At 60.7% G+C, this 15,469-nt stretch carries 16 protein-coding genes and 3 tRNA genes; 6 read left to right on the plus strand and 13 right to left on the minus strand.

Features of this window, described 5'->3' with window-relative positions; genetic code table 11:
• The first annotated feature begins 33 nt into the window (after positions 1-33).
• Complete coding sequence (locus M3484_RS16750) at positions 34-363, plus strand: hypothetical protein (RefSeq protein ID WP_249498361.1); 330 nt, start codon at positions 34-36, stop codon at positions 361-363.
• Positions 353-880, plus strand: a complete 528-nt coding sequence (locus tag M3484_RS16755) for an AAA family ATPase (protein ID WP_249498363.1) — start codon at positions 353-355, stop codon at positions 878-880. The genes M3484_RS16750 and M3484_RS16755 overlap by 11 nt, the downstream gene beginning before the upstream one ends.
• Before the next feature lie 245 nt (positions 881-1,125).
• Here the strand turns inward: M3484_RS16755 and M3484_RS16760 are convergent.
• From M3484_RS16760 to M3484_RS16785, 6 genes are all read right to left on the minus strand, one after another.
• Positions 1,126-1,202: transfer RNA gene (locus tag M3484_RS16760), tRNA-Arg, on the minus strand.
• Between the two features lie 335 nt (positions 1,203-1,537).
• Positions 1,538-2,218: a hypothetical protein gene (locus M3484_RS16765; RefSeq protein WP_249498364.1), complete on the minus strand. Its 681-nt coding sequence runs from the start codon at positions 2,216-2,218 to the stop codon at positions 1,538-1,540.
• Complete coding sequence (locus M3484_RS16770) at positions 2,215-2,841, minus strand: hypothetical protein (protein WP_249498366.1); 627 nt, start codon at positions 2,839-2,841, stop codon at positions 2,215-2,217. The genes M3484_RS16765 and M3484_RS16770 overlap by 4 nt, the downstream gene beginning before the upstream one ends.
• A gap of 156 nt (positions 2,842-2,997) precedes the next feature.
• Positions 2,998-3,564 (minus strand): metallophosphoesterase, encoded by a 567-nt coding sequence (locus M3484_RS16775; RefSeq protein WP_249498369.1) that lies wholly within the window; start codon positions 3,562-3,564, stop codon positions 2,998-3,000.
• Positions 3,561-3,782, minus strand: a complete 222-nt coding sequence (locus M3484_RS16780) for a hypothetical protein (RefSeq protein WP_249498370.1) — start codon at positions 3,780-3,782, stop codon at positions 3,561-3,563. Before M3484_RS16780 ends, M3484_RS16775 begins: the two co-directional genes overlap by 4 nt.
• Before the next feature lie 518 nt (positions 3,783-4,300).
• Positions 4,301-4,374 (minus strand) — tRNA-Gly (locus M3484_RS16785).
• A 168-nt stretch (positions 4,375-4,542) separates the two neighbouring features.
• Here M3484_RS16785 and M3484_RS16790 point away from each other — a divergent pair.
• Together M3484_RS16790 and M3484_RS16795 are read left to right on the plus strand one after the other, a co-directional pair.
• Positions 4,543-4,881 (plus strand): DUF952 domain-containing protein, encoded by a 339-nt coding sequence (locus M3484_RS16790; protein WP_092899072.1) that lies wholly within the window; start codon positions 4,543-4,545, stop codon positions 4,879-4,881.
• Between the two features lie 10 nt (positions 4,882-4,891).
• Entirely contained in the window at positions 4,892-5,953 is a 1,062-nt protein-coding gene (locus tag M3484_RS16795; RefSeq protein WP_249498371.1) for a quinone-dependent dihydroorotate dehydrogenase, read from the plus strand.
• A gap of 77 nt (positions 5,954-6,030) precedes the next feature.
• On the opposite strand, the gene M3484_RS16800 is transcribed toward M3484_RS16795, so the two are convergent.
• Together M3484_RS16800 and M3484_RS16805 are read right to left on the minus strand one after the other, a co-directional pair.
• Positions 6,031-6,816 (minus strand): YdcF family protein, encoded by a 786-nt coding sequence (locus M3484_RS16800; protein ID WP_249498372.1) that lies wholly within the window; start codon positions 6,814-6,816, stop codon positions 6,031-6,033.
• 38 nt (positions 6,817-6,854) lie between these two features.
• Positions 6,855-7,493 carry a TetR/AcrR family transcriptional regulator gene (locus tag M3484_RS16805; RefSeq protein WP_249498373.1) on the minus strand — a complete coding sequence of 213 codons (639 nt, stop codon included), beginning with the start codon at positions 7,491-7,493 and terminating at the stop codon, positions 6,855-6,857.
• 122 nt (positions 7,494-7,615) lie between these two features.
• Here M3484_RS16805 and hpbA point away from each other — a divergent pair, with 122 nt between their 5' ends.
• Entirely contained in the window at positions 7,616-9,652 is a 2,037-nt protein-coding gene (gene hpbA / locus M3484_RS16810; RefSeq protein WP_249498377.1) for an N-methyl-L-proline N-demethylase HpbA, read from the plus strand.
• Positions 9,653-10,228: 576 nt separating this feature from the next.
• On the opposite strand, the gene M3484_RS16815 is transcribed toward hpbA, so the two are convergent.
• The 5 genes from M3484_RS16815 to rlmB form a co-directional block, all read right to left on the minus strand.
• Positions 10,229-10,465, minus strand: a complete 237-nt coding sequence (locus M3484_RS16815; protein WP_249498379.1) for an Lrp/AsnC ligand binding domain-containing protein — start codon at positions 10,463-10,465, stop codon at positions 10,229-10,231.
• Positions 10,466-10,594: 129 nt separating this feature from the next.
• The gene (locus tag M3484_RS16820; protein ID WP_249498381.1) at positions 10,595-12,136 is read right to left on the minus strand and encodes an ATP-dependent DNA helicase; all 1,542 of its coding nucleotides are present in this window, start codon (positions 12,134-12,136) and stop codon (positions 10,595-10,597) included.
• Positions 12,137-12,259: 123 nt separating this feature from the next.
• Positions 12,260-12,436, minus strand: a complete 177-nt coding sequence (locus tag M3484_RS16825) for a hypothetical protein (RefSeq protein ID WP_249498382.1) — start codon at positions 12,434-12,436, stop codon at positions 12,260-12,262.
• A gap of 179 nt (positions 12,437-12,615) precedes the next feature.
• Positions 12,616-13,908, minus strand: a complete 1,293-nt coding sequence (gene ccrA, locus M3484_RS16830; RefSeq protein WP_249498383.1) for a crotonyl-CoA carboxylase/reductase — start codon at positions 13,906-13,908, stop codon at positions 12,616-12,618.
• 415 nt (positions 13,909-14,323) lie between these two features.
• Entirely contained in the window at positions 14,324-15,100 is a 777-nt protein-coding gene (gene rlmB / locus M3484_RS16835) for a 23S rRNA (guanosine(2251)-2'-O)-methyltransferase RlmB (protein ID WP_249498385.1), read from the minus strand.
• Positions 15,101-15,290: 190 nt separating this feature from the next.
• On the opposite strand from rlmB, the gene M3484_RS16840 reads away from it, so the two are divergent.
• A tRNA-Tyr gene (locus M3484_RS16840) sits at positions 15,291-15,374 on the plus strand.
• Positions 15,375-15,469 lie beyond the last annotated feature (95 nt).

Consider the following 15,469-nt stretch of genomic DNA (forward strand, 5'->3'; position numbering starts at 1 on the left):
TCACCATCGCCTGCACCACGCGCGGGGTGGCTGATGCCCCTCGATAAATCAACGCCACAGATGCCTGACACGACAGACGAAGACCGGCGGCGGGTGCTGCTCGCCGCGGATCCGCGTGAGGCAATCGGCCGGTGCGATCCGGGCGATGCTGATCTGATCATGTCCGACGCTCTGGCGAAGATGCGCGCCGGTCGCCCGGTGCCGCCACTGATGAACGCCATGGACGAGGCCCGCAACTGGGCGGCGATGGCTTCGCTGTTTGAGATCAAGGCCTATGCCCTCGCCTGCTACAACGCGATGCCCCCAAAGGATCAGGCGGCATTCCTCGTTTATGTGAGCGGGAGGGATACTCGTGGCCGGTGAGCAGTTCAACACAGATGCATGGCGTGACGCCGTGGGTGAATACCGGCAAGAAAACCAGCGCCGGGAAAACGGGCGGCAGCATTCGTATCACGAAGACCGCTTTCCGCCGTCGCTGCCAGACAGTGCATACGCGGAGTATTCAGGTGGACTACCAGAGGTGCCGAAATGGCGGATCCAGTCTGCTGCAGACTTTGTCGCCGATTTTGTGGCGCCCGAGTACATAATCGACGGCGTCATTCGGAGAGAGATGGTTTACACGCTGACCGCCCCGACAGGCAGCGGCAAGACGGCGGTTATGCTCTATTCGGCCATTGCGATTGCTGATGGCGCGCCTGGCTACATAGAGCGCGGGCAGAGAAGGCTCGATGTGATCGAAGTGATCGCATTGGCCCATGCCCTCGGCGTATCACCGTCTAGGTTCTTTAATTCGGCCATCGACGGCGTTAGGCCAGAGGAGCTTATCGGGAACTTCAGTGCTCCTCCCGACTCCCGCAAACGAACTAGGAGCGCAGAGTAGCCTTCAAGTTAGGTCATTGTAGAGAAGGTGCTGGGAGCAGACGCCTGTGGTGCGCCGAACGAAAATGTGGATATGGCTGTGGGTAAGTATGTGGGCGGATCTTTGGGTCTCGGATCAGCAGGCGAAGGCAATTCGATCGCGGAACGTTACACTTTTGAAGCTCAACCTGAACCACAGCGCTGCTCTTCGCTTGGTGCGGATAATGCAACAGCCCTGACGTAAGATATTGATATTTATAAATAAAATGGCGACCCCGGGAGGAATTGAACCCCCAACCCCAGACTTAGAAGGTCCGTGCTCTATCCAGTTGAGCTACGGGGCCGACAAGACTTGATACTTGTTCCTGAGGCGGTTCGCAACGGTTTGACCGAGTCCGGACGCAGCTGATTTTGTTATCTTCTTCGATGTGCTCGCCAGATCACATGAACTTGCATCTCAAATATCATTAAATAAATTATTTAAAACAGTATGATAGTAAATTTTTAGTTGTATCAAGTTCAGATAAGGGTTCGATTCCTCCCGGGGTCGCCATTTTTCAATGTAAATGTGAATGGACCAATTGAACTGCAAATTGGACCAATTGGGCGAATGAACGTGGCGCCTCTCAAAAGTCAAGAAATTTCTACAATCTGATAAGACCTTGATCTGAATTAAAATTCAGTCGATTCCGGCCGGTATCTCAATGTCAGCCCGCAACCACAGATTTCCGTAGTTTTTGCCATCTGCGGTAAACGGCAAAGCGCCGGAGCGGTGCAGCATCTTCAGCACGTCATACTGGCTGAGTGTGTTTCCCGGCCGCAGCGTCGTCACGGTCGCAAACTTTTGGTGGAACGCCGCCATCTGCTGCGCATCGACCCGCCATTCCATCCGTTTGGTGCGCTGATTTTGGCATAGAATGCCCGGCGTGTGCCCGTCTGCCATCAAGGCCTGCACGCCTGTTTTGTCTCGGATCCCGACGGAACGGCCAAAGGCAGCGGCAGACATCACGCCCGGTAGATCTTTTTGCGGATCATGGTGGGCCGCAAACCACGCGTTGACCTCGTCCTTATTCAGGCGGAGCGCATGATAACCTTGGCTTGTGCAGCTCGTTGCAAGTGTCAACTTCTTCTGTCGGATCGCTTCAATGATGTCCTGCAGTGGCGCCCAGGTGCGCTTGAAGGAAAGTGAGATAGATTCCCAACCCGACTCGTTGGCGAGTGAGCCTGTCACCAAGGCTTGGAGCTCTTCGAGGAATTCACGCCCGTCACTCAAGCGCCATGGCTCATTGAGCTTCCGGCCTGTCGTTGCCGGCTTCAGCAGGCCTGCGGTGACCAAAGCGTCGAACTCGGCCCGGGTCATTCCAAGTTCCTGCTGCATTGCTTGTGGCCCGACCAAGGCCGCCACATCCGCCAGAAGCGGCAGTAGCGTTCAGCCTCAAAGAGTTTGCGGCTGTAGGGACGTTTGTCGTCGGGTGCGAAGACGCCTGCCTCTGTCAGGAAATGCTCTGCGATCGACTGGCCGATCCCCAGTTCCAGCCAGGTCGAGCGCAGGGAGTGCAGGCGACGACGTTCTAACGGGATGCCGGCCACCATGTCGCCCGCTGCAAAGGGCCAGTTTCTCAGCAGGCATTCCCGGTAAAGATGGTGAAAATGCGCGAAGGCGGGTTCTTGGGCAAGGTCATCGCCAAGCCGGGCATGCATCGCCCCAAAGGTTTTCTTTGGCTCGCCGCCTTCTGTATCCGCCCTTTTGGCAATGCCGTCCAAGGCTGCAGAAATAGCGTCATCTCCTTGTCGGATCACATCAAATCCCGCTGCCAGCATCTTCTGATGATCTGGCGGCGTAGGGTCCTGATCGCTCAAACGCAGAAGGCAGCCCCCTAGCAACCGAGCAAAGGTTGATACGGCGTAAGCCGAATGGCCGGCCAAACCATATGCATCTGTGCCATGATCCAGCCGTTCAATGAGCCAGAGATCGTAAACCAAGCGGGCAGATCTGCGGCTTCTGAAGTCTCGCCATAGAAGACAGCTATGGGCCTGACCGCCCGGTAGAGTGTGACGCTCGTCTCGGGATGTTTCATGCTTTCCGGCGCTTTGCTCATGTCGGCTCCTCTCTCAGGTGTTCCTCCCGGCCCTTCGGCTTCAGCGCCTGGTCCGGGGCTCAATATCCTGCCAGTGCTTATGCGGTGGGAGTGTTTTCATGCGGCCAAGCGCATCACGAAGTGTGATCGGCTGGTAATTCCAAACATCGACCCCCGCATTGATGCTGTTGGCACTGCCCTTCCAGTTGCCATGCACGTGACCGAAGAGATGCACCGCGCCTTTGCGCGCGCCCTCCCATGTCATCATCGGATAATGGCAGAGGGTCACCGGCAGATCAGATGCTGGATCATAAACTTCAGCGATATGCGAGACACTGGCCCAGGGCAGATCCCTTGTCAGCGGGCCATCATGATTGCCTATGATGAGATGCTTCTCCGCTCCCGGCAGTTGAGCGAAGATCTGCCACAGCCAGGCCTCATCCTTTGCCTTGGGCCCAAAGGCGAAATCGCCGATGATCCAGAGCTGATCCTCGGGCAAGACCTTGCTCCAAAGGGTCTCCAGCAGGCTGGCATCCATGTGCTGCACATCCCGGAATGGGCGAGCGGAATGGGACAGGATGTTGTCATGACCGAAGTGCAAGTCGGCCGTATACCAGACAGCCATCATCCAACCCTTTCAAAGCGCTGCGCGAGGACATCCGCTCTGAACTTTTTGAGCTTCCCGGCGGAGAGGACTTTCTCTGCCACCCGGAACACAAGTATGGCTGCACGCCCCAGATCAGACAGCGTCAGTCCCATGGCTCCCGCGAGATCCCGGATCTCAAGGACCTGCTGAGGTGAAGCGCTCAGCCGCAGGTGATGGGTCGGAACCTTCAGGTTTTTCACCTTGGCGCGCTGCAGGATGGATGAGATCTCCGCCTTAAAGTCCGGTAAGGCATTGGCGATCCTCGGCGAGGCATTGTCTGCATCCGCGCACGATCAGATTGCGTATCGCCCTTGAGACCATGACTTCGTCGCGGAACCTCATGCGGATGTTGCCGGCCGGCACACCCGTCCAGGACAAGAGCTCTTCGAGATCTTTATCGCTGAGGGCGCCCCAGTGGGCGAGCGCCTTGACCGCCCCCAACTCCAGAACAACCAGCCTTTTGAGAGATACCCCCATTTCAAGACAGAAGTTGTCAGCAGTGACACCCGGCGCTTGATATCGTAGGTTTTGCCGCGGCAAATAATGCTGAGGCCGCATTTGACAAAGTGCAAAAGTCCAATATCAAAGCTGCAATGCGGCACAAAATAAGGTACCGAAAGATCACGTCTGGCCGATCCTGATGGCAGGAATTGCCGCCAAAATACCGCACAAGCCATTGATGCATGTGCGTATCTTGTGTTGTTGGATCAATGGAAACTGGAGCGGGCGGCGGGAATCGAACCCGCGTCTCCTGCTTGGAAGGCAGGGGTCTTACCATTACACAACGCCCGCATCTGCTGTCTCACCCTTACGGGGCGGCGACAGTTTTCTTCAGATAGCGGGCTTCGCGCGCTTGTGCAAGCGGGGCAAGGTGGTTTCTGCACGTCCCCGACCCTGAACCCCGGTTTTTTTGCCGGTTTTCATTTGACGCAGCCGCCCTTCGGGTGCAGGAAGCGCGCCATGCTCATCCTCAAGATATTCCGCCGCCCCGAATGGGATGCTTTCCGTGCCGCCGGCGAAACCGCCGGTGCACCGGTTGATCTCGCCGATGGCTATATCCATTTCTCGACGCCCTCGCAGGCGGCGGAAACAGCGGCAAAGCATTTCAGCGAGGAAAGCGACCTTGTGCTGGTGGCCTGCAATGCCGAGCGCCTTGCCCCCGATCTGAAATGGGAGGAATCGCGGGGCGGCGCGCTCTTCCCACATCTCTACCGCAATTTGCGGCTGGCAGATGTGGTCTGGGACAAATCGCTGCCCCTGGGTGCGACCGGCCATATCTTCCCCGAAGGCCTGATCTGAGGAAAACACCATGAGCCTGATCGAACGCGCCGGTCTTTGCCTTTTGCACCGGTTCGATCCCGAACGCGCCCATGGGCTGTCGCTTTCGGCGCTGCGTGCCGGGCTGGCCCCATTGCCCGGGCTGGTGACCTCGGCGCGGCTCTCGACCGATCTGGCGGGGCTTATGCTGCCCAATCCGATTGGCCTCGCGGCAGGCTATGACAAGAACGCAGTGGCAATCCAGGCGCTCTCGCGGGCGGGGTTCGGCTTTGTCGAAGTCGGCGCCGCGACGCCGCGCCCGCAGATGGGCAACCCGCAGCCGCGCCTCTTTCGCCTGACCGAAGACCGTGCCGCGATCAACCGTTTCGGGTTCAACAATGAGGGGATGGAGGCGATTGCCGCCCGGCTGAAGGCGCGCCGCCCCGGGCCGGTGCCGGTGGGGCTGAACCTTGGCGCCAATAAGGATTCCGCCGATCGCGCGCAGGATTTCGCGAAAGTCCTGGCGACTTGTGGGCCTTTCGTCGATTTCGCCACCGTCAATGTCTCGTCGCCCAACACCGAAAAGTTGCGCGATCTGCAGGGGCCGGCAGCGCTGCGTGCCCTGCTCGCGGGCGTGATGGAGACCCGCGCCGCCCTGCCCCGCCCGATCCCGGTCTTTCTGAAAATCGCCCCCGATCTGACCGGCGAAGACCTCGCCGCGATTGCCGAAGTGGCGGTGAGGTCGGGTCTTTCGGGAATTATCGCGACCAATACCACGCTGACGCGCGACGGTCTGACAAGCTCTCATAAGACCGAGACCGGCGGATTATCGGGCGCGCCTTTGTTTGAGCGCTCCACCCGGGTTCTGGCGCAACTGTCGCAGCTGACCGATGGCCGGATCCCGCTGGTCGGGGTCGGCGGTGTCGGCTCGGCCGAACAGGCCTGGGAGAAGATCCGCGCCGGCGCCTCGGCGGTGCAGGTCTATACGGCGATGGTCTATGACGGGATCTCGCTGATCAGCCGGATCGCGACCGGGCTTGATGCGATCCTCGCGCGCGAGGGCTTTGCCTCGGTCAAGGATGCGGTCGGCAGCGGTCGGGGAAGCTGGCTCTAGGCCTGCAGCGCGCCCGTCGCTGAAACGTCCGTCACTGATGCCTGCGTCATTACCGCACGGTCATCAGCGTCCGGGCATCAGCGTCCGGTCAGGCTGTAGGCCAGCAGCCCGACATATTCCTTTGCCGCGACAGACAGCTGCCGGAGGTTATAGGCGAAATTCCAGCCGACACCCCAGCGGAAGGGCCGCGCCCGGAAATCCACCGGCCAGGGCAGGATTTCCGTCCAGCCTGCGGCGCGGAACGTGCGGACCGAACGTTCCATATGGAAGGCCGATGTCACGAGGATCCAGGTCTCGCCAGGGCGCGGCTGCATTGTCTCATAGCTGAGACGGGCATTTTCCGCTGTATTGCGCGATGCCGATTCGATCACCAGCTGCGCCGGCGGAATACCCTGTTCCAGAAAGAAGACGCTCGCGGTGGTCCGCTCCGGCGGCACCCGGATCGCCTCGATATTGCCGATCGAGCCCATCCCGCCCGTAAAGAGAAGCTTTGCCTCGGGGTAAAGTTTCGCAAGTCGCAGTCCTTCGGTGAACCGTTCGGCGGCCTCGTTAAAACGCACCTGCGGCCCCTGGACGGTCCAGGTCCCGTCCTCTGCACCGCCGAGCACGATAATTCCGGTGACCTCAGGCGGCAGGTCCGGGATCGGGTAGCGTTCTTCCAGCGGCCGCAGCGCCATATCGCCGACCGGCAGAATCGCGACGCTCAGGGCAAAACCCAGCGTCAGGCCCAGAGACCAGCCCGCCAGGCGGCGCCTGCCGAAGAGAAGGCCGAATACGGCCAGAACCAGCCCGATGAAAAACCAGCTCTCGGGGCCGATCAGACCCCAGATGAGTTTCGAAGCGACGAAGAAAAGTGTATCCATAGATGTCTTCTGCCCCGGCAAGGGGGCATGGGCAAGCCTCAGCCGGGCGGCGAGAACCCGTGACGGGCATGAAACCGCGCCAGTTCCTGCGGATCGGGGCGCGGACCGCCAGAGAAGATCGCGACATAATCGGGAATGCGCAGCATCCTCTCGGCAAGGCTCTCGCTGACCTGCATCGAGATATATCCGATCTGCGTCAGATAGATGGCACGGGCGCGCACATCGGCCTCATGGGGCGCGTGGCCCCAGCGGATCAGCATGGCGCAAAGCGCATCGAGGCGTTGCTGATCGGCCTCGCGGATGCGCCCGGCGATATCGGAATCCTGCAACCCCCAGCCCCGCACCGCGAATTCCAGCCGGTCATCAAACACCGCGCGGTCAAGAAAAAGCGAGATCACATTCAGATGCGCCTCGGCCTCCGACGCCGCGTAAGCATTACAGGCGGCAAGCAGCGGACCGGTGGTGCGCGCCTCCCAGCGCTTTGCCAGGGCGGTCAGCAGCGCCTGGCGATCCTTGAAATACCAGTAGAAACTTGTCCGCGCGAGGCCCAGCTGCACTGCCAGCGGCAGGATTCTGACCTGATCAATGCCGCCCTCGATCAGCGCCGCATAGGCCGCTTCGAGCCAGATTTCCGGCGAGCCGCGCCAGCCAGTTTCGGGAATATCGCCTGTCTCCATGGCCAGATCCTAGCCGTTGCGCCCCTCTGGCGCAACGCAATGTTCACCCATGCCCTTAAACTTGACACATGTGAACATTTCTTTCATCCTCGCCATCAACAGGTCCAGCAGGTTTGCCCGATATGTCGAATGACCCCCTCCTCCAGCCCTTTCAGCTGAAACATCTGACCCTGAGAAACCGGATCATGATCACCAGCCATGAACCGGCCTATCCCGAGGATGGGATGCCGAAAGGCCGCTACCGCGCCTATCATGTCGAACGCGCCAAAGCGGGGGTTGCGCTGACGATGACGGCAGGTTCGGCCAGTGTCGCGCGCGACAGCCCGCCGGTGTTCAACAATATCCTCGCCTGGAAAGATGAGGTGGTCGGCTGGATGAAGCAGATGGTCGATGAATGTCACGACCATGGCGCAGCGGTGATGATCCAGCTGACGCATCTCGGCCGTCGCACCCGCTGGGACAAGGGCGACTGGCTGCCGGTTCTGGCGCCCTCGCATGAACGCGAGGCGGCGCATCGCGCCTTCCCCAAGCGCATGGAAGACTGGGACATCGCCCGCGTGATCCGTGATTTCACCGACGCGGCCGAGCGGATGAAGGCGGCGGGCGTCGACGGGATCGAACTGGAAGCCTACGGCCATTTGCTGGAACAGTTCTGGTCGCCCCTGACCAACGATCTCGACGCGCCCTGGGGCGGCGATCTCGACAACCGGCTGCGCTTCACCTTTGACGTGCTCCGCGCCATTCGCGACCGCTGCGGGCCGGATTTCATCGTCGGGCTGCGCTATACCGGCGACCAGGATCTGAAAGGCGGCATGGGGCCGGCCGAGGGGATAGAGGTCTCGCGGCGCCTGCGCGACAGCGGGCTGGTCGATTTCCTGAATGTGGTGAAGGGTCATATCGACACCGATCCGGGCCTGACCGATCTGATCCCGGTCCAGGGCATGCCCTCGGCCCCGCATCTTGATTTTGCGGGCGAGATCCGGGCCGCAACCGGGTTTCCGACCTTCCACGCCGCCCGCATCCCCGACATCCCGACCGCCCGCCATGCAATTGCCTCTGGCAAGCTGGATATGGTCGGCATGACCCGCGCGCATCTCGCCGACCCGCATATGGTCAGGAAGCTGCGCGAAGGGCGCGAGGACGACATCCGCCCCTGCGTCGGCGCAAATTACTGTCTTGATCGCATCTATCAGGGCGGCATGGCGTTCTGCCTGCACAATGCCGCCTCGGGCCGCGAAGAGACGATGCCGCATGACATCCCCCCCGCCCCGGCGCAAAAGCGGGTGACGATCATCGGTGCCGGCCCCGGGGGAATGGAGGCCGCGCGGGTGGCTGCTGCCCGCGGTCATGCCGTCACGGTGCTTGAGGCTGCAGACCGCGCCGGTGGCCAGATCCGCCTGACCGCACAGGATGCCCGGCGGCGCGAGATGATCTCGATCATCGACTGGCGCATGGCGCAATGCGAGGCGAAGGGGGTGACGTTCCGCTTTAACACTTTTGCCGATCCGGAAACGGTGCTGACGACCCGGCCCGATGAGGTGATCATCGCCACCGGCGGCCTGCCCCACACCGAAGTGCTGGAGGCCGGGAATGACCTGGTGGTCTCGACCTGGGATATACTCGCGGGCGATGTGAAGCCGGGGGCGAGCGCGCTGGTCTATGACGATGCCGGCGACCATGCGGCGCTGCAGGCCGCCGATCTGATCTCGGCCACCGGGGCAAGTGTCGAGATCGTGACGCCGGATCGCAGCTTCTCGCCCGAGGTGATGGCGATGAATCTCGTGCCCTATATGCGCAATCTGCAAAAGCGCGACACGACCTTTACCGTGACCTGGCGCCTGATGTCGGTCGCACGTGAAGGCAACCGGCTGCGTGCAGTTTTAGGCAGTGATTACGGCGACTTCCGGCGCGAACGCCTGGTGGATCAGGTGGTGGTGAACCATGGCACAAGGCCGCTTGACGATCTCTATTTCGCGCTGAAACCGCTGTCCTCGAACCTGGGCGAGGTGGATTACGAGGCGCTCTCGACCGGCGGGTTTCAGACGTTGCGGCCGAACCCGGAAGGTGCCTTCCGCCTGTTCCGGATCGGCGATGCGGTGGCCGCGCGCAACACCCATGCGGCGATTTATGACGCGCTCAGACTGGTTAAGGATCTGTAACCGCTGCCATGACTTCAGCGGGTCAGACAGCCCCGCAATCGCGTCAGCGACGGATAGTCGGGCGAGGCCGCCGGCCGTATGTTGCGGCGGCATGCTCCTGCCCTTCGCCTGTTCTTCTGAGGATCCGATCTCGGGTGGCCGGCATAAGGAGCCTGGATCGCGCGCGCTTTCATTCCGCCGCAGACCTCGACCATCGCAAACCATCTGCCAAAGGCAATGGGGGTAGCCTGACTGCCGAAAGCCAAGGTCGGGACCGAGGAGGTGAATGACCGATTGTTGCATTCTGTACGGTTGCGGTTGGCATCGGGCGCAGCAATATCGGTAGAATTGTTGGATATCTGTACCTCTTTCGTGACTTAGGTCACGGCAATGGCGCAGAAGGCGATCACCCGTCCACATCGTTCAACCGCCGACGACGTCATGGCGGCGGTGCCCCCTGCGCAACTGCCGATCAGTCTCGGGGACGGCAGCGATCTGAAGGCGATGGCAGTGCCCCGGATCATGTCGCCTCTGATCGGCGTGGCGCTTTCAGACCTGATGCTTGAACATGACCGCGGCCCGGAAGGTGCTGGTACGCTAGAAAGCGCGGAAGGTCATGGTTGTAAGGGTCCGCTGGATGCCGGGAATGTCGAAAAGCTTTGACGACAGGTAATGGCCGGTATCTTCCCCGTCGGGGATGTAGACCTTGGCGATAATGTCGAAATCGCCGCTGGTCGAGTAGAGCTCGCTGACGACTTCCCGGTCCCAGATTGCATCTGCGACCTCGTAAGTGCGGCCCGGTGTGCAGCGTATCTGAACGAAAACCAGTGACATGGGAGCACCCTCTCTTTTTCGCCGCAGCCTAGCGCCGCGCTGGCCAAAGGGAAATCCCCCCGCAACCGCGAAACGAATTCTTACAAGAAATCGTGCCGGAGTTTTTGAAAAAACTCCGGGCCGCCCGCGTCATGCGCCTGCGTCGGCCCTGTCGTCTTCGGATTTCAGTTCCAGCTTTGGCGCCGCCTTCAGGTCGGAGATTCCCAATATCTGTTTTGGCCGCGCGAGCCGGTTTCTGACCACCCAATGCAACCGCGTCTCAGCCCGCGTGATGGCCACATAGGCCAGGCGCTTCCACAAGGGTACGCCCGCTTCTGTCCGGTTCGCCCAGGCTGCCGCCGCGAGATCGGGCGCAAACACCTGCACTTCCGGCCATTGCGAGCCCTGCGCCTTATGGATCGTCACCGCCGCCCCATGCAAGAATGCCGCCCCCATCGTATGGGCATGGGGAATAAAGGGTTCCTCCTCCTCCGGCCGTTCGATCTTGATGATCGAGGCGACCGAAAGCTGCGGATCTTCCGCCCCCAGCACATGCAGTTTCGCAAAGCCCGAGCGGTTGCCCGGCCCCAGATAGATCACCTGCGCGCCCTTGATCAGACCGCGCGCCTCCAGATCCACCCGTTTCTTGCGGTGTTTGAGCGGCAACTCAATGCCGTCGCAGATCAGCGGCTCGCCGGGCATCAGATCATCGGCCGGGGCGTCATGGCCGAGGCGAAAAGCGGTGATCAGCTTGACCCGCGTGGCATTGCGCCACACCAGAACCGGCGAGCGCGCCATCAGATCCGCATCGACCCGTTCCGACCATATGACACGGTCATCCTGGCCCGCCTTTTCGCGCACCAGCCGCTCAAAGTCGTCAAAGCCGATGCTGTCATCGGCCAGCGCATGGGCGAGATCGAGGATCGGATTGTCCTGGGTCTGACGGTGGATCCGGTGCAGATTCAGCCGCTGTTTTGCCTCCAGCCCCTCGAACACCATCTTGCCCGACTGCCCCACCGGCGCCAGCTGCGCCGGATCGCCGAACAGCACGAGACGCGGGAAAATCTCCTGCAAATCGTTGAACTGGCGTTCATCCAGCATCGAGGCCTCATCAACAAAGCCGATATCCAGCGGATCTTCCCGCCGCTTCCAGCCCTGGATGAAATCAGACCCTTTCAGCCCCGCTGCCGCCAGCGCGCCCGGGATCGACGCAACCTGTTGATAAAAAGCATGGGCGCGGTCCAGCGCTTCCTCGGTCAGCCCCTCGACCTTAGGCCGTTCAGCCTGGCCCGAGAGCCATTCAGCGATCCGTTCATATTGCGGATCATAGAGCGGCGTATACAAAATGCGGTGGATGGTGGTTGCCGGCACGCCGCGCTGGCGCAGAACCGAGGCCGCCTTATTGGTCGGCGCAAGGATCGCGAGGCTGCGGCGCTCCTTGCGGCGCTTGCCTTCCCAGTCGCCCGAGACGATCTCGACCCCGACGCCTTTCAGCGCCTTGTAGAGTTCGGCAAGCAGGAGCGTTTTCCCCGACCCCGCCTTGCCGATCACCGCCATGACAGAGGCACGCCCCTCGCCCGGCGGCAGCAATATGCCATTGTCGATATCAACCCCTTGGGATTTCAACCCGGAGGAAATACGGTCCCAGGCCTCGGCCTGATCGTCGGAAAAAGTGGGGGCCAGTGCCTGCATGGCGCGCAGACTATCCTTTGCCGCAAGCAAGCGCCAGCGGCGCCAAGCTCTTCAAAGGTGCAGCGCGGACCAGATCGCGATGCACTGAAACCTCACGCGCGAGAACAGCCGGCATCGCTAAGATCAGTGTGGCAGCCCTTTGGGTTTCGGGCGCTTGCCGTCCTTCGTCGCAGGCGTTCCGATCTCCAGCTCTGCGGTGCGCAAAGCCTCCTCGACCTTCTGCGCCAGCGCCGGAAGGTCGTTCGTCAGCGCGTAAGCCCGCAAGTCCTTCAGGACATCGAAAACCCAGTCGTGCCCCATACTGTCACCTGAAACAGGGAAACCCGAACATTCCTAACATTCCTCCCAGAGACGAGAGTACCCGCCACTTCCTGAACAAACTGTTGCCATAACCATAAATCCCGCAACCAAAGATGAACAGCGCCGCATCCTCTGCGGATACGGCGCTGTTCATCTGGTCTGATCGGTGACAAGCCTGATCAGCGATTGCGGCTGGCTTCCAGCGTATCCTCAAAAGTCCTGAGCCCGGTACGCGGCGCCTGGACCAGCACGGCCATATTGCCGGGCTTATGCTGGTTCTTCCACATCAGCGTATGCGCGCGCGGAATCTCGGCCCAGGGAAAGACCTCGGACATGCAGGGATCAAGGCGACGTTCGCACATCAGCTTATTGGCGGCCGAAGCCTGTTTCAGATGCGCGAAATGGCTGCCCTGCAGGCGCTTTTGATGCATCCACATGTAACGGACGTCAAAGGTGCAGTTGAAGCCGGAGGTGCCGGCGCAGATCACCACCATACCGCCTTTTTTACACACCAGCGACGAAACCGGGAAGGTCTGCTCGCCCGGATGTTCGAACACGATATCCGGGCTGACGCCTTTGCCGAAGATGTCCCAGATCGCCTTGCCGAATTTGCGCGCCTCTTTCAGCCAGACATTGTATTCGTCCGAATTCACCTTCGGCAGCTGCCCCCAGCATTTGAACTCATTGCGGTTGATCACGCCTTTCGCGCCCAGTGACATGACGAAATCGCGTTTGCTCTCATCCGAGATCACGCCGATCGCATTGGCACCCGCCGTATTTGCCAGCTGGATCGCGTAGGATCCGAGGCCACCGCTCGCCCCCCAGACCAGCACATTCTGCCCCGGTTTCAGGTCATGCGGCGCGTGGCCGAAGAGCATCCGGTAAGCGGTCGCCAGCGTCAGCGTGTAGCAGGCGGCTTCTTCCCAGGTCAGGTGCTTCGGGCGCTCCATCAGCTGCTGCGCCTGAACCTTGGTGAATTGCGAGAATGAGCCATCATGGGTCTCATATCCCCAGATCCGCTGGGTCGGCGAGAACATCGGGTCGCCGCCGTTGCATTCCTCGTCGTCGCCATCATCCTGGTTGCAATGGATCACAACCTCATCGCCGACCTTCCAGCGCTTCACCTTGTCACCCACCGCCCAGACGATGCCCGAAGCATCCGAACCCGCGATGTGATAGGGTTGTTTATGCACGTCAAACGGTGAGATCGGCACGCCGAGACCGGCCCAGACGCCATTATAGTTCACCCCGGCCGCCATCACGAGCACCAGCACCTCATTGCTGTCGAGCTTCCAGGTGTCGACCACCTCAAGCTGCATCGCGCTTTCCGGGTCGCCATGACGCTCGCGACGGATCGCCCAGGCATACATCTTCTCAGGAACATGACCGAGCGGCGGCATCTCGCCAATCTCGTAGAGATCTTTCTTGGGGGCATCATAGGTCATGATCGGTGCCTGCCTGTCCAGTGCCATGGGCGAACTCCTGATTTCGTGCCGCGCTGCAGAATCAGCGGGCCGTTGTCAGGAGGTTTAAAATCCACGACGCAACAATGCAACCTCATTTGGATATTTTGGGTAACTTTATGTCCGCCGCGTTGCGGCGCCATCTGCAGACCGGTCAGAGCAGCGCCGCTGCCCGTCCCGCAGTCACCCCGGCGCAGAAAAAAGCGCGCCCACAATCCGGGACGATGCAAAGAAACCAGCGAAAAAGAAAAAGGCGCCCTGCGCAGATCGCGCGGGCGCCAGGTGCGGAACGAGGGACAGTGCAAACAAGGTACGGGGGTTCCAGATCCCGTGCCTCATGACTGTGACTTAGAAACATTACTGCTGCATTAAAGAGGCGTTCGCATCTTTGTGATCAAACCGCCCCACCGCAGATGCCTCTCCCTTAACGGATCGAGGCCGCGTAAAGCGCCACCGCCGCCGCATTCGAGACATTGAGACTGCCAAAACCGCCCGCCGCCGGAATGCGCGCGATCAGATCGCAGGTATCGCGGGTTTTTTCACGCAGGCCGGGGCCTTCAGCGCCCATCACCAGGCCAACCGGTCGCGTTCCGGCCTGGCTCAGCGCATCCGACAGCGTCAGATCGGCCTCGCCGGCAAGACCGATCAGCAAAAAGCCCATATCGCGCAGTTCATTCATCGCATCGGCAAGATTGGTGACCCTGAGATAGGGCTGCCGCTCCAGCGAGCCAGAGGCGGTTTTTGCCAGCGCCCCGGTCTCCGGCGCCGAATGATGGCGCGGCGCGATCACGGCACGCGCTCCGAACACCTCGGCCGAACGCAGCACCGCACCGGCATTATGCGGATCGGTCACCCGGTCCAGCAGCACCACGAGCGGCGCGCCCTCGCCCGAGACCGCGACCTCCTCAAGGCTGCCCCAGTTGAGCGGCTTCACCTCCATCGCGGCGCCCTGATGCACAGAACCCGGATCAATCGGCACATCAAAAGACCGCGCGTCAACCAGTTCCGGCTCAAGCCCCGAGGCGAGGATCGCATCTTCCAGCTTGTCGAATGCGTTCTTGGTCACCACGAGGCGCAGTTTCTCGCGTTTCGGGTTCAACAGCGCGTCGCGCACGGCATGCAGACCGAAAAGCCAGACGGTCTCTTTCGCCTCTGCCCGCTTTGCACGTTCCTTATCGACCACCCAGGCTGGTTTTTTCATCGCACTATCCCCGTCTGGCTCCAGATCACGCATCATAGATTTCCGGGGACAAAAGGCCGAATCCAGCGAAAAGCGCAAGGCAAAAGCGGATCAGGTGCCAGGCCTTGCGCCGGTCGTGCGAAAGATCGTCACAAAAGCGGTGATAGGGCATTGACGGGGCAGAGAGGAGAATCTAGTAAGCCCGCACTGTGGGCGACGTGCTGCAAGGTGCGGCAGCGGACTGTAACTCCGCCGAGGAGACTCATGCCTGGTTCGATTCCAGGGTCGCCCACCACTTCAAATCTCCAAGCGAAAACAATCACTTACCAGATTGAAGTGAAACCGCATCCTCTTAGGTTACCAGCTCACTCCGAGAAATCTGCTAACCTT

The sequence above is a fragment of the Pseudomonas sp. GX19020 genome (assembly GCF_023371075.1).
Taxonomy (GTDB): Bacteria; Pseudomonadota; Alphaproteobacteria; order Rhodobacterales; family Rhodobacteraceae; genus Pseudogemmobacter.

Excerpts from the sequence above, each read along its gene's own strand:
- M3484_RS16825 (WP_249498382.1), bottom strand. The coding sequence starts at position 12,436 with ATGGGGCACGACTGGGTTTTCGATGTCCTGAAGGACTTGCGGGCTTAC.
- M3484_RS16775 (WP_249498369.1), bottom strand. The coding sequence starts at position 3,564 with ATGATGGCTGTCTGGTATACGGCCGACTTGCACTTCGGTCATGACAAC.
- ccrA (WP_249498383.1), bottom strand. The coding sequence starts at position 13,908 with ATGGCACTGGACAGGCAGGCACCGATCATGACCTATGATGCCCCCAAG.
- M3484_RS16795 (WP_249498371.1), top strand. The coding sequence starts at position 4,892 with ATGAGCCTGATCGAACGCGCCGGTCTTTGCCTTTTGCACCGGTTCGAT.
- rlmB (WP_249498385.1), bottom strand. The coding sequence starts at position 15,100 with ATGAAAAAACCAGCCTGGGTGGTCGATAAGGAACGTGCAAAGCGGGCA.
- M3484_RS16805 (WP_249498373.1), bottom strand. The coding sequence starts at position 7,493 with ATGGAGACAGGCGATATTCCCGAAACTGGCTGGCGCGGCTCGCCGGAA.
- M3484_RS16800 (WP_249498372.1), bottom strand. The coding sequence starts at position 6,816 with ATGGATACACTTTTCTTCGTCGCTTCGAAACTCATCTGGGGTCTGATC.
- hpbA (WP_249498377.1), top strand. The coding sequence starts at position 7,616 with ATGTCGAATGACCCCCTCCTCCAGCCCTTTCAGCTGAAACATCTGACC.
- M3484_RS16815 (WP_249498379.1), bottom strand. The coding sequence starts at position 10,465 with ATGTCACTGGTTTTCGTTCAGATACGCTGCACACCGGGCCGCACTTAC.
- M3484_RS16750 (WP_249498361.1), top strand. The coding sequence starts at position 34 with ATGCCCCTCGATAAATCAACGCCACAGATGCCTGACACGACAGACGAA.
- M3484_RS16790 (WP_092899072.1), top strand. The coding sequence starts at position 4,543 with ATGCTCATCCTCAAGATATTCCGCCGCCCCGAATGGGATGCTTTCCGT.
- M3484_RS16765 (WP_249498364.1), bottom strand. The coding sequence starts at position 2,218 with ATGACCCGGGCCGAGTTCGACGCTTTGGTCACCGCAGGCCTGCTGAAG.
- M3484_RS16820 (WP_249498381.1), bottom strand. The coding sequence starts at position 12,136 with ATGCAGGCACTGGCCCCCACTTTTTCCGACGATCAGGCCGAGGCCTGG.